General features: G+C 46.5%; 11 protein-coding genes. All 11 read right to left on the minus strand.

Annotation, left to right across the window (positions count from 1 at the left end; genetic code table 11):
• Positions 1 to 278: 278 nt before the first annotated feature.
• Positions 279 to 1,631, minus strand: coding sequence for an MATE family efflux transporter (locus OB236_RS01385; RefSeq protein ID WP_262682287.1), 1,353 nt, complete (start codon positions 1,629 to 1,631; stop codon positions 279 to 281).
• Between the two features lie 224 nt (positions 1,632 to 1,855).
• The gene (locus OB236_RS01390; protein ID WP_262682289.1) at positions 1,856 to 2,659 is read right to left on the minus strand and encodes an aldo/keto reductase; all 804 of its coding nucleotides are present in this window, start codon (positions 2,657 to 2,659) and stop codon (positions 1,856 to 1,858) included.
• Positions 2,660 to 2,698: 39 nt separating this feature from the next.
• Positions 2,699 to 3,409: a cyclase family protein gene (locus tag OB236_RS01395; protein WP_262682291.1), complete on the minus strand. Its 711-nt coding sequence runs from the start codon at positions 3,407 to 3,409 to the stop codon at positions 2,699 to 2,701.
• Between the two features lie 127 nt (positions 3,410 to 3,536).
• Positions 3,537 to 4,553 carry a Gfo/Idh/MocA family protein gene (locus OB236_RS01400; RefSeq protein WP_262682293.1) on the minus strand — a complete coding sequence of 339 codons (1,017 nt, stop codon included), beginning with the start codon at positions 4,551 to 4,553 and terminating at the stop codon, positions 3,537 to 3,539.
• Between the two features lie 228 nt (positions 4,554 to 4,781).
• A complete protein-coding gene (locus tag OB236_RS01405; RefSeq protein ID WP_262682294.1) occupies positions 4,782 to 6,521 on the minus strand; it encodes a hypothetical protein in 1,740 nt (579 codons plus the stop codon).
• A gap of 1 nt (position 6,522) precedes the next feature.
• A complete protein-coding gene (locus OB236_RS01410) occupies positions 6,523 to 7,479 on the minus strand; it encodes a sugar phosphate isomerase/epimerase family protein (RefSeq protein ID WP_262682296.1) in 957 nt (318 codons plus the stop codon).
• Positions 7,480 to 7,500: 21 nt separating this feature from the next.
• Positions 7,501 to 8,523, minus strand: a complete 1,023-nt coding sequence (locus OB236_RS01415) for a Gfo/Idh/MocA family protein (protein ID WP_262682297.1) — start codon at positions 8,521 to 8,523, stop codon at positions 7,501 to 7,503.
• A 16-nt stretch (positions 8,524 to 8,539) separates the two neighbouring features.
• Complete coding sequence (locus OB236_RS01420) at positions 8,540 to 9,628, minus strand: Gfo/Idh/MocA family protein (RefSeq protein WP_262682298.1); 1,089 nt, start codon at positions 9,626 to 9,628, stop codon at positions 8,540 to 8,542.
• 127 nt (positions 9,629 to 9,755) lie between these two features.
• Positions 9,756 to 11,465 carry a type 2 periplasmic-binding domain-containing protein gene (locus OB236_RS01425; RefSeq protein WP_262682300.1) on the minus strand — a complete coding sequence of 570 codons (1,710 nt, stop codon included), beginning with the start codon at positions 11,463 to 11,465 and terminating at the stop codon, positions 9,756 to 9,758.
• 59 nt (positions 11,466 to 11,524) lie between these two features.
• The gene (locus OB236_RS01430) at positions 11,525 to 12,397 is read right to left on the minus strand and encodes a carbohydrate ABC transporter permease (RefSeq protein WP_262682301.1); all 873 of its coding nucleotides are present in this window, start codon (positions 12,395 to 12,397) and stop codon (positions 11,525 to 11,527) included.
• A 13-nt stretch (positions 12,398 to 12,410) separates the two neighbouring features.
• Positions 12,411 to 13,334, minus strand: a complete 924-nt coding sequence (locus OB236_RS01435; RefSeq protein ID WP_262682380.1) for an ABC transporter permease — start codon at positions 13,332 to 13,334, stop codon at positions 12,411 to 12,413.
• Positions 13,335 to 13,441: the final 107 nt, after the last annotated feature.

Here is a 13,441-nt window from a genome sequence, read left to right on the forward strand (position 1 = left end):
TTCTCTCCTCCATATGTCTGCATCCAACCGCCAACCTTTGGATTCCAACTTGGCCCTGGTTCGTGTCTGTTCATTCTCCGAAAAACCTTACACCACAGACCATGTTAGCAAATAGAAATGAGTCCTACTATTAACTAAAGTTAACTCTCGATGCTTTTTCATCTCATAAAATACAGCGATCCCTCCCAGCTTCTTCATTCTCTGGAAACAAAAAACCGATCGTACCCAGGGATACTGCCTGGATCTCGATCGGTTATTTATCATCCTATTCGTTAACGTTAACGGTCAAAAACACGAATCCATTTAAATCGGTTGACCTTGACAATGGCCACAAAGCATTTCAATATCTGATCACACTTCAGGAACATAAACGTCACCACTGGAGACAAGTTAAAGACAAATGCACAAAGTGCCGAAGCCGGAAGCACAACCAGCCACATGAAAATAAAGTCATTATACAGCACGAATTTCGTGTCTCCACCACTTCTCACAATACCCGTCAAGGATGGCATCTGATAGGCGGTTCCAATTACGGTGATCGACAGCACTGTCATAAATTGCAGAGCAAGAGCTTTGGCATCATAAGAAATCGCATACAAATTAATCACATAATCCTTGGTCACAAACAATATGAAGCCCGTACCCAAACCGATAATAACATACAGGATTTGCAAGGTTTTGCTGTAAGCTTTCACTTTATCCAGCTGCCCTTCGCCGATTGTCTTGCCGATCAGTATGGCTGAAGCGCTGGCCGAAGCAAAGATGACTACCGATATCAGCTGGAAAATGGTCGTAGCGATGCTGTTGGCTGCAATAGCCGGACCTCCCATATGTCCCAAAATAGCTGTTTGCATAGCCATCGCACCTGCCCATAATGCATTCGAAAGCAATATCGGTGATCCGATTTTGATATACTGCTTGAATAAAACCGGGTCGATAGAAAAGAAATCCTTCAGCTTCAATAAAATTTTGGTATCGATTCGCTTGATATACATGCAAACGACTACAGTTTCAATAATTCGCGCAATTAATGTTGCGATCGCAGAGCCGCTCACTCCCAGAGCAGGAAACCCAAAATGACCGTAGATCAACACATAATTCAAGCACACATTAATAATTAACGTAGATAACGATACCATTAACCCGATCTTGACCGTCTCTACACTCCTCAAGGAGCTAAGTAGAATATTCGTTATTGCGAAAAACACGTAGGAAAAGCAAATAATTTTGAGATACGCCATCCCTTCAGAAATAACACTCTGATCATTAGTAAAAAGCGACAAACAGCCTTGGGGAAAGAAAAAGACGATGGCCAGCATAACCACGCTCAAAAGAACTGCAAGGCGCATTCCGATACTGATCACCTTTTTGATTGATCCTATATCCTTGGCACCCCAATAACGTGATGCCATAATCACCATGCCCTCGCCCGCTCCCATCACCAGCATCTGCAGCAAAAACTGAATCTGATTGGCAAGCGCTACACCCGAAAGCGACGATTCACTGTAGCCGCCAAGCATCAGGTTATCCGATAGGTTAACCCCCAGGGTGATGATGTTTTGTAATCCGATCATTAGCGTCAACAGCACAAATCTTTTGTAAAAAAACGTTTCACGTACGAATAAACTCATCCCAGTTACCTTCTTTATTATTATATATATATTGATTATTGCTTAACGAGACTATCATACATTATGTTCAAGAACAATAACGCAATTAATTTCATTTTCATTGATCATAGTTAAAAAGGTTAAGCAGAAATAGCCTCTGCTCAACCCTTTGTCCTACTTTACAACATTTTCAATTCGTAAGCTGTTTCTTTCGCCTTCACTCGGATACCTGAGCAGGATCGCGGTCAGTCCTTGCCCAGACGTTGAACCCAGCTCTCAAGCTGATCTGCTTCCTCCCGACTTAATGCACCACGCTGAAGCGTATCGAGGTTAGTCGCAACCCATTCGCTCTTACGCATGGATACGATCACGAGATCAACAAGCTCGCTATGCGCTGCCCAGCGAAGAAGAATATCGGCCGCCTTTAATTTATCCTCACCGATCTCATCTAGTTTCCAGCCGCGAACAAATGGCGACATGGCAATAACCTCGAGCCCCATCGTTTTTGCTTTGCGGAATGTATCCTCAGCATCGCGACGGAATGCATTATAGGGAGCGAGCACGCAAGAAATCGGAGAATCACTTTTTACATACCCGAGGTCCTTCAATCGCAGCATACCCAACGCAGCCCGCTTGATTGTACCCTCTGCTATCCAACGACTTGCCAGCTCCAGCTCCATGTTCAGCTTCACTTCATCATCATGTGTATGAATGACTAATGTATCGATATAATTGGTGCCGAGCTCCTCCAGCATGACATCGATATGATGTGCTTCGTAAGTCGTCGGACCCACCAGATCGTTCTCCTTGCCGAGCTGTTGAAAGAAATTCCAGGCTTGAATATGCGCTTCATTACGGCGTCCGAGCTGCTTCAATACTTTTCCAAGAGCGACACGCTCCTGATAATAGGTCGTATCGATAACATCAATACCATTATCAAGGCAAGCTGCAACGATGCTGCATTGTTCCTCGAAAGATGCCACAGGATCATTGCCCAATGCCTCGATAAATGAATGTCCGCCAAGCCCTAGCTTCGGTTTGTCGTTCATGCTCGTGCTCCTTTTCCAATTCAGCTATATAAAAGATATTTATTTAAACGCCAGCGCCCGCATCGGAGCACCGGAGCCCTGCTTTACTTTTAGTGGAGCAATAACTACATAAGACTCTCCGATGATTTGCTCAAGCTTGGTCAGATTTTCAACAATATTGACGCCATTGCCTAAAAGTGTATAATGAGCTGGCGCATTCTGTGAAACCTTTCCATCAATGGCAATCGCATCGCAACCGACAACCTTGATTCCACGATCCACCAGCAACTGCGCAGCTTCACCGCTAATACCTGGCCACGCTTTACTGAACTGCAGACTAACCGTCCGTGGTATCCAATACTTATCCCAACCAAAGCGGAAAAACACAATATCCCCCGTCTGGATACGTTCATTGTCCTGTTCCCATTGTTCAATCTCCGCCGCCGACACCAGATCATTTTCTGTATAATGAGAGAAATCGAGCGTCAGCGCTCTCCCGTAAAATTGCGTGATCGGCGTTTCATCCATATACTGATGAGCCGGATGACCCTCCTGAATAAAATGCGCGGTCGCATCCATATGCGTTCCGCAGTGTTCATTCATGATCAATTGGTAAGCTAGTGCAATACTTCCCGTCTCGAACGAATCCCACAGCGTGTGAAAGTAGCGTGAATGCGAGAGAACAACAGGCATATCTTCCTCATATGTATGGGACAGGTCAATCACCTGCATGGACGACAACAGCGTGGATAGCTGCTTCACTTTGGACATGGATGTACCTCCAATTCAATCTATTCTTTGTATCTTTTCTATGTATCCCACGTATTTTCTATATTATAGAAGATCATGAATTTAAGCGATACCCAAATCGAGCACTTCCGACTTTCGAGTGTATATTTTAAATCCGCACCTTGCAGCCCTCTTTCAAGCTGCGAATCGCGCCGTGCAGCATAGCCAGGCTTTTAATATTATCTGTGCACACCGTAGAAGGAATATGACCCTTGTTCAATGCGTCAAACATGTCATCCAGACATCCTGCATGCTGCTCCTGACCTGCCCATGTCAGCTCTGGTGTGATGCGTTTGTGTTTATTCTCGTGAACGATTTCCTCCGTCGGTATCACAACCTCCGCATAAGGCGCAGTACGTCCGTCCCAAATCACCGTACCCTTGGAGCCGACGACACGCCAGCTGGATTGCCATGAGGTTGGAGCTCCTTCCGCACTGTAGCACCCACGATACGAATAGCAGGACCCGTCCTCATACTCGAAGGTGCAGATCGCTGCCGCAGCGCCAGCGAACCAGGAACCGGCAGGATTAAACGTTGTACAGTGAACAGCTACCGGATCTTTACCTGTTATAAAACGCGACTGATCGAAGGTGTGAATCGCCATATCGAGCAGTAACGGATTGTCCATCGTTTCACGGTAGCCACCATTGTGCAGCCCCAGGAAAAAATCCGAGGTCACGAAGCCAATTGGACCCACCGTACCGGATTGTACAAGATCGCGGAATGCCATCATTTCCTTCAGGTAACGCCGGTTTTGCATAATCGCGTAGGTCCGACCTGAATCAGCCGCCGCCTTGACCATAATCACGGCTTCTTCCATGAAGGACGCCATCGGCTTCTCACCGAAAACATTACAGCCTTCCTCGAAAGCAGCTGTTGTTATGGCACAATGCGCTTCGGGGATCGTAAGATCAAACACGAGATTAGCCTCATTTTTCCTTATCGCTTCCCGCACATCTGTATACACAGGACATTCCAGCTTATACTTTGCTTTTGCCGCCTCGGCATGGTCCAGGTGCATATCGACGAGTGCGACGATTGAGGAATCGTCTCGCTTCAACGTGTATGCAATCCAGGCCTTGGATATATTGCCGCAGCCGACAACCACAATACGATGTTTCGACATCCTTTGTTCCTCCTCGGGTTTTATTCAGAGCTTCCCACATCTATACTATTATAGAAGCAGGGCATCATCAGATCGTCACAATATACAACCGTTTCCTCATAAAATCCGCTGTGCGCGGGGAGTCGTTGCTACCAGTTAGAGGACAAAAAGAAATAGACGGCCCCATGATGGCAACCGTCTAGTATATAAGCTTTTACATGATATGTCTGCTTAAATGTGTCCTATCTCTTACAGCAGCCGAATCGTGAAAATCCGGTCCAGCGGTGTTATTACATTCACATGAACATATTGACAGCCAGCTGGATGATCGTCATTGCGAACATCGGGCAGCCAGTGCTCGTAAGCACCCGATGAAATTTCAAGTGCACTTCCTGCAGTCGTATACGTAAATGATCCGCTTTTCAGCATAAATCTTCCTTGACCTCGATCTTCAATATCGCTGCCCTCAATGCTGCCTTCCTCTCCAAGAATAAAGGTTAGCTGCATCATCACATCCTCTCGCTCATCGGAGCGAATATGGATTTTCCATTCCGCAGCACCTTGTGTGATGTCTACCGTTAAGGTCTGCTGCTGCATATGCGTGACCGGTCGCTGTTGATGCGGCAGTAAATACCAGGGACTCAGCTGCTCACGATTCGGAAGATCGGGTAAAAGAGACTTCGGTATCGGTCCGTAGTAGCCCTTTTCCAAGGTCTGGCTTAATTTGTAAGCATCTGCCGTCTCACTTAATTCGTCAAATTTGACGACTCCAGGTGAAAATGAAGTAGACAGCTTGACGCCAAGCAATCGCGCTTTTCCATGACGAAGCGAAAAGAAAGCCGGAGCTTTCGCCATCATCGTCACACTATCTTCAAGCTCCCTGATCCGGATAACCGGAGCACCGAACGCCATATGCATGCTGCTGTGCTCGAGCTGCACATCATTTCCTGCCGCCTTTGCCATATTCAGATGTTCACGTAAGGGATGAGACGCATTAAGGATTTTTTTATAAGATACCGGTAATTCCGCTCTAGCCAGCCCTTCCAGATCGGATGGAAATAACAGAACACCTGTCATCGGATGGTTATTGACGCCTTCTTTGTATCTGGTCATTAGCGATGCCGCGTAATCGGACATAGCCGCAAAAAGCGGATCACGGTCATAAGATGCCATCAAACGGTAGATCAAGAAATAATTGGACATATCGTACACTTGGCCCAGATCCTGCCGACCGGAATATTCCGTGACCACTTCGCCGGAAGGGTGAATCAAATAAACCATCATACGCAAATTTCGCCGGACGTATGCTAATAAGTCTGGACGGTTCAAGACGCGGGCAGTATGATACAGCGAGATATCGCTCACGACATTGTATATACCGTTACTGCGCTCGGTCCATTCCCCATCCTCCGTAATATCCATGCCTTCTGCCAACCATTCTTCCGCACGATCGATTAACTCGGGTATTGTGAATATTTCGTACAGCTGGGCAAGCGCCGCTGTCATCACCCAACGATGATTAGGTGTATGACAGCCCCCGGTGAGCAGCGCTGGCATGGTGCGCTCCAGAAACAGCTGTATGGGGGTTAACGCGGCCATCGCCTCAGGCCATTCCTGCCTTTGCAGGAGACGATAAATCTGGGTAACCCCGCCCACGACAAATGCTGTATCCGGCGGGGAATTAAAGTTCGTCGAGCCGAGACTTATCGTGCCATCGGCATGCTGACGGTTCAGCATAAATACGGCAGCTCGGCTGAGCGCACGTAGCAGCCCCGCATCACGAAAATACCGTGAGTCTGGATTGACAAGCGCTGCAGTCCATGCTGCCATCACCGCAGGGGTACCAAGATGGTTAGCCTTCGGAATACCGCTATCGGGATCTATGATCCCGCCATAATATTTGGAATTGGCATCGGTAACCTGCCTGTTCAGCGAAATTTCCGTCCAATCATCATTCATTTGGAACAGCTTCGTCACAATGGGGTCCATATCAATCCACCTTTTGGTTAAGAGCTGCAATTTTGCGAGTGATGAGATTATGGCTTTCATGGATTTCGTCAGGCTGACATACCGCCTTGAGTTCATAGACCTTCACTTGTGCCAGATCGATCACTTCCAGGAAGTGGTCAAAGAAATGCAAATCCTTGCTGTGCACATACGGGCAATAGTGATCGGACAGCTCCAGCGTTTCATGGATATGGACACCGTAGATATAGCGCTTAACCTCTTGCAAATCCTGAAGATTATCGTACAGACCCATCCGGTCCATCATCATCGCGTGTCCAATATCGTACCATAGGGAAACCGGGCTTCCCTTGAGATTATCGCATATCGTTTTGGCTTCCAGCAGTGTTGGCATTTGATAACAACGGGCACGTGTTTCGATACCAATAGCCACATTCCATCCTCGCATGGCGGCATGGTTGCTTACTTCCTCCAAGCTGTCTTGAATCCGTCTCGAATAGTGTGCGCTCATGCGTTCGCGTTGGTCGAACATTTCATTCCACAGCTTTTGGTATTCAGGTGAATCCTTACCATAATCCCGATACAGCTTTTTTAATTCCGAATCGATGTTATAAGCAAAAGGTACTTCTCCCGGATGCACCACGACAGCTTTTGCACCATAACGAACCGCATATTCAATAGAACGAATTAACAGCTCTACAGAGCGTTTCCGCTTGACTTCATCATCGTATCCGAGCAGCACAGAATCTGTATCGTAATCTTTGTCATTAATAAATGGAAAGACGTTATGGACGCTGGAAATGCCGATCTCCGCTCTTTCAATCATCGGCTCTATCGTGGTCAGCAGCTCTTCAGTTACGTTGTAATTAAGCTCCACATTTCGGAAGCCAAGCTCCTTGATCTCCTCAATCATTTCTCTGCCTACCGTATGTCTCTTAATATTCCAGCATGTAGAAAAAGAATATTCCCCTTTATTCAGCATTTGATGGCCTCCACTAGTTTTTTACTCAGTAAGGTGACTGAGCGGACATACAGTACCCGAACGAGCCGATATGATGGAAGCTTCCATTAAACGGGTCAAATCAAGCGCAATTTGTATATTGTCCGTTGCTGTCGTACCCTCCCGAATATGCGTTACCCATTGTTCAAATGCGGAAGGGGACTCAGCCGGCATATCTGTTACGGCCTGCCACCCACTGCCCGCATCTCCCTCAAACCTCGAGCCTCGAACGAACAACTTATTGTCGCTTCTTGAATACGTTAAGCTACCTTCGGTTCCTTGCACCTCGACGACAAATTGAGAATAACTATTAACAAATCCAGCTTCAACAATGGCTAGTATTCCATTTGGATATTGAAGGATGGATACCGCATGATCCTCCACCTCTTTTCCGGTGATGTACCCGAAGCTTGCGCTAACGCCTGACGGGACACCCAGGAACCAACGGGCCAAGTACATCGGATGGCAGCCAAGGTCGATTAAGGCCCCACCGCCAGACTGCTCCAGATTGAAAAAATACGCAGGCAGTGCTCCATTAGGAGCTTGTTCGGTTGGCAGCGCACCGTTATGAGCAAGACGCATCCGTATAGAAGTAATGGTCCCTATCGAACCCTCCTGTATAATGGCTTGAATCTTCTGAGCAAATGCCATATTCAACCGAGGCAGGGAAACCATAAGCTTAACATCGGCGGCAGCTACAGCAGCCAGGATTTCGTGGCATTCCTTTATAGTCGCAGCCAATACTTTTTCCGTGAAAATATGCTTGCCTGCCTGAGCTGCTGCCAGGATCACCTCCGTGTGTTTGGTCGTCGGGGTAACCACAATAACAGCATCAATATCAGACTGAGCCAACAGCTCATGCAGATTTTCATAAAAGCGGACTCCAAGCTCCTCAGCCTTGCTCCTGCCCCGGGAATGAATCTCATCCCAAACAGCTACGATTTCCGTATCCGGGTGTTCAACAGCCTGACGCACATAATCCTTGGCATGTACGTGCCAGAAGCTTAACATCGCTAATTTCAGCATACCCGATGGCCTCTTTTCAGTTAGACTCGTCAAAATAGACAGCGCGCCCTGTTCGGTTAGATTCATAGATAGCTTCCAGTACCTCTGAAACTACACACGCTTGCTCTGGAGTTACAATTAGCTCCTTATCATCGATGATCGCTTCGATCCACATACGAATTTCTTTATCCGACATGCTCTCCTTCTTGCCATCATAGAAGTCCGCACCCTTGGCCTCAAACTGAAGCTGATTCACATACAATCGACCATACTTTTCACCGTTGATGCGCAAGCCATCCTGCATATCGGCCCCGCCTTCGGTACCGCAAAGCGTGCATTTGGCTTCCTTCGTATCGAGTGTGTTTAAAGCCCAGCTCGATTCAACCATAATGGTTGCACCGTTCTTCATGATGATCATCGCAAACGCCGAATCCTCCACCTTGAACTTGTCCGGGTCCCAGGAGCCCCATGAATTAGCTGCATTCTGCTTGCGGGAGAGCTGATGGTAAGTGACGCCGAGTACCACCTTAGGTTCGTAATTGTTCATTAACCACATTGTCAAATCAAGCGCATGTGTTCCGATATCAATGAGTGGTCCCCCGCCCTGCTTGTCTTCATCCAGAAATACGCCCCAGGTCGGAACCCCGCGCCTGCGAACCGCATGGGCCTTAGCCATATAAATGTCTCCCAGCTCTCCTTCCTCAACAACCTTCTTTAAATATTGGCTATCCGCACGAAAGCGATTATTGTAACCGATAGTCAGCTTTTTGCCCGTGCGCTTGGCGGCTTCCGCCATTCGTCTTGCATCCGCAGCCGTTTTGGCCATCGGCTTTTCACACATGACATGCTTGCCGGCTTCCAGAGCCGCAATAGAAATTTCGGCATGACTATCATTCGGCGTGCAGATATGAACAACATCAATGGATGGATTCGCCAGCAGCTCGCGATAGTCTTCAAATACCTTTGCTCCTGGATTGCCATACTTATCTGCGGCCTGCTCGGCCCTTTCCACAATAAGATCACAAAAGGCAACTATTTCTACTTGATCTATTTTACTCAGGCTGGGCAAATGCTTGCCATTGGCAATACCGCCGCAACCGATGATGGCTACTTGTAGTTTGTTCATTACATTAATCCTCCTCATGATATAGATAACCGATAAGAAGAAGCCAGGCACTCAAGCGAGCACGGCATGTACAGCCAGCCCGCTATTTCATGTCCAGCTCCTGGTGAATCCCGACTATCTCGTTAATTTACTTCACTTGCTCCATTTGTTGTTTCACAATTTCATTAACATCCTTAGCCATGAACGCTTTGTCTTTATTTTCGGAATACCACTTGTTCATGAATTCCTCAAGCTTTTTACCATCCGCTTTATCCCAGGCAGCCTGTGAATCCTTAATCGCCTGTTCAGGACTATATTTGCTTCCACTAATAATAGCTTTGACAAAAAGATCGCCTTTTTCTTTAAGAATAGTTGTATTGATCAAGTTGAGATCAGCAGAATACACGGGCATATGATCACCTAAGGTGATACCTGGGTATTCTCTTTTGGAATCGAAGTACACCTTCTGGATGTCTCTATACATGTCCATACCTGCTTTTTGCTCAGGAACCTCGGGGTTAAAGCCACTCAAGACGAACGTGCATTTATCAACACCTGAGGAGAAGAACATCGTATAGTCACCAGCGTAACCGACTTCATTTTTCGATTTAGCCGGGTCAATAGCTTGAGGACATCCATTTGCAGCCTTTTTCCAGTGGGTGCCTTCATCTCCATTAATGATTTTTAATGCGTTCTCCGACTTCATCATAAAGTTCAGATATTGTCCAACCGCCTCGGGGTTTTTCGCCTTCGCGTTAATCACGGTTGTCATTTGAATCGGGTTATCGATAGCGCCTGTGAACGTCCCCATTGGTGATTTTGGATAAGCAAGTGGTGCCACTTCCGCTCCGGGTACGTTTTTCTTCAGCGTCGCATAATCATTCATGACAAAATCATACCAACCGCCTGTAAACTTGACGTAAATGCCGATCTTGCCATTTAAAAAGTCCTGCTTCGCCTTGGCCCCGTCTTTATCATTGATATAATCCTTATCGATAAGCCCTTCATCGTAAAGACGCTTCTTGAAGGTAAGGGAAGCCAGCTCTTTATCCCAGGCACGGACAACTTTCCCATCCTTGATGTCCCAAGCCAACAAAGTGCTGGATGAGCTCTCCCCGAATATTTCATTAATTGCTTGCTCTGAATATGTGCTCATGTTCAATCCATATGTATCCTTCTTGCCATTACCATCCGGATCTTGATCGGCAAATGCCTTGGCAACGGTCAATAATTCATCTGTTGTGGTTGGCATCGCCAGATTCAGTTTTTTCAGCCAATCGGTACGAATCAATAAAATATGTGCAGGCGTAGCTTCTTTTACCTTGCCAATCTCGTATATCTTGCCATCCGGCTTGGTTCCCGCTTTTTTCAACTGTGGATATTGGGTCAGCAGCTTCTGGTATTCAGGCATAGACGGTAAAACATTATCAATAGGCATCAGCTGCTTTTGATCATACAGGCTGCCACGAAACGGCGTATTATACTCGTTAATAATATCAGGGGCAGAACCAGACGCGAACAGTACGTTTAATTTTTTCGTTGAATCGCTGCGCAGCACGGGAACGAACCTCACATTGGCAGGCCCGTTTTGGTTAATCCATTTGGTCCAGCGATTATCCTCATAATTCCCCTCCGAAGCAGGTACGGCTCCACGATCATACATCGTAACCGTAATATCTCCGCGTTTGGCTGGAGCTGCCGGGGTTGGCGTTGTCGTCGCTGCCGCCGGTTTATTCCCTGCTGCCCCATCTGTGCTGTTGGCTTGTGCCCCTTCTTTATTATCGCTGCTGCAGCCAGCCAGTGCTGTGCCTAATGCTACGACACCCAGGGTCATTCCCATCCAAAGCTTTCTGTTCATACACAAACGCCTCCTGAAATTATATTGGTTAGTTTTGTTAAACTGGACAACCCTCGTAATCAACCCTTAACAGAACCGAGCATAACGCCTTTCACAAAATATTTTTGCAAAAATGGGTACACCACCAGCATCGGAACTACCAGCACGACGACGCCTACCGATTTGACCATTTCGGTCGCAACCATCTGCTGCTCATCGGAATTAAGGGAGGGGGAATTCAACAGATCGTTTTTTTGCAGCATAGCTTGGACGACTACCGTTAAATTTTGCAATTGGCTTTTGTTGATATACATCAATACGCTCATGAACGTATTCCAATAATTGATTCCATAGAAGAGAGCCAGTGTGGCCAGCATCGGAAGCGACAATGGCAGTATGATTCGGATCAGCAGCGATACATCGTTGCATCCGTCAATACGAGCAGATTCTTCCACCTCATGGGGGATATTTTCAAAATAGCTTCGCATGAGCAGCATATTGTACGTACTGATGAATCCGGTAAGCCAGATTGCCCAGTAGGAATCAATTAAGGACAAGTTCTTGACGACAAGATAAGTGGGAATTAATCCCCCGGAGAACAGCATCGTAAACACCATGGCAAGGATGAAATAGCGACGTCCTATTAAATAACCTCTCGATAAGGGATAAGCAGCCAGTACCGTACCCAGCATACTTAGCGTGACGCCGACAACCGTAATAATAATACTATTTTTGAACGCTGTAAAAGCTGGGCTCGTAATGAAAAAAATCTTGTAAGCCGTAAACTGCATACCTACCGGCCAGAAAAAAACATGTCCCGATTCCACCGATGAACGATCACTTAGCGATAAGGCTATGATATGGATAAAGGGCAGCAGGCAGGTTAAGGCAATTGCCGCGAGCAGTACATAGTTGACGGCATAAAAAATGGTTTCTCCTTTGGTTGCTTTCATGCAGTACTCCCTTCTAAAATAAAGCCTGGTCAAATTTGCGAGCAATATGGTTGGCGATCAACACAAGCGTACAGCCAATAATCGACTCGAACAGCCCCATGGCGGTCGTCAAGCTAAACTGCGAGCTACCCAAACCAATTTTATAAATATAAGTGCTAATGACCTCGGACACGTCGGCAACCGCTGCGTTCTGCAGGTTGTACACTTGATCAAAGCCAACCTCCATCAACCGGCCCATAGCAAGAATAAGCAGTAAAATAATGGTCGGGCGAATGCCAGGAAGTGTAATATGCCAAATTTGCCGCCACTTGGAGGCACCATCCATGCCAGCCGATTCGTACAGGGAAGGATCAATAGTCGTCAGAGCTGCCAAGTAAATAATGGTGCTGAACCCCATCTCCTTCCAAATGCCGGAGCCTACGAATATCGTAACCCAGGAATTAGACTCATACAAAAAGGTGATCGGTTCTATCGACAACAGCTTGAGTACCTTATTGATCGAGCCATAGTCAGTGGCAAATAACGAAAGTACGATACCGGATACAATGATCCATGAGAAAAAATGCGGCAAATAAATGATCGTTTGCACCCATTTTTTAAACCAGGTTTTTCTGACCTCATTAAGCAGGATCGCCAGAAATATAGGTACGGGAAATCCGATGACCAAATTCAAAAAGCTGAGCCAAAATGTGTTCCATATAATTTGGAGCGTATTGGAGCTGGAGAACAGGATATTAAAATTTTTCATGCCTACCCATGGACTATGCAGGATGCCATCTGCAAAATTATAATTTTTGAAAGCGATAACAAGACCGCCCATAGGCCAATATTTGAATAAAATATAAAAGGCAAACACAGGAACCAACATCATAAACAATGGGATATTTTGCTTCAATCTTCTTCTTCGGTGCAGGGACGAGGCCTTTCGAAGAGCCATTGTTGAATTCCGGGAGTCTCCTTGGGTACTTCCTCTCACGTATGTTTCACTCCTTCATTCATTCATTTCTTATAACCTAATCATAAGAGATTTAACAAAAAAAACCC

Source organism: Paenibacillus baimaensis (assembly GCF_025567575.1).

Bases quoted from the DNA above. Each gene is read 5' to 3' on its own strand.
- OB236_RS01385 (WP_262682287.1), bottom strand. From the start codon at position 1,631: ATGAGTTTATTCGTACGTGAAACGTTTTTTTACAAAAGATTTGTGCTG.
- OB236_RS01390 (WP_262682289.1), bottom strand. From the start codon at position 2,659: ATGAACGACAAACCGAAGCTAGGGCTTGGCGGACATTCATTTATCGAG.
- OB236_RS01395 (WP_262682291.1), bottom strand. From the start codon at position 3,409: ATGTCCAAAGTGAAGCAGCTATCCACGCTGTTGTCGTCCATGCAGGTG.
- OB236_RS01400 (WP_262682293.1), bottom strand. From the start codon at position 4,553: ATGTCGAAACATCGTATTGTGGTTGTCGGCTGCGGCAATATATCCAAG.
- OB236_RS01405 (WP_262682294.1), bottom strand. From the start codon at position 6,521: ATGGACCCCATTGTGACGAAGCTGTTCCAAATGAATGATGATTGGACG.
- OB236_RS01410 (WP_262682296.1), bottom strand. From the start codon at position 7,479: ATGCTGAATAAAGGGGAATATTCTTTTTCTACATGCTGGAATATTAAG.
- OB236_RS01415 (WP_262682297.1), bottom strand. From the start codon at position 8,523: ATGCTGAAATTAGCGATGTTAAGCTTCTGGCACGTACATGCCAAGGAT.
- OB236_RS01420 (WP_262682298.1), bottom strand. From the start codon at position 9,628: ATGAACAAACTACAAGTAGCCATCATCGGTTGCGGCGGTATTGCCAAT.
- OB236_RS01425 (WP_262682300.1), bottom strand. From the start codon at position 11,465: ATGAACAGAAAGCTTTGGATGGGAATGACCCTGGGTGTCGTAGCATTA.
- OB236_RS01430 (WP_262682301.1), bottom strand. From the start codon at position 12,397: ATGAAAGCAACCAAAGGAGAAACCATTTTTTATGCCGTCAACTATGTA.
- OB236_RS01435 (WP_262682380.1), bottom strand. From the start codon at position 13,334: ATGGCTCTTCGAAAGGCCTCGTCCCTGCACCGAAGAAGAAGATTGAAG.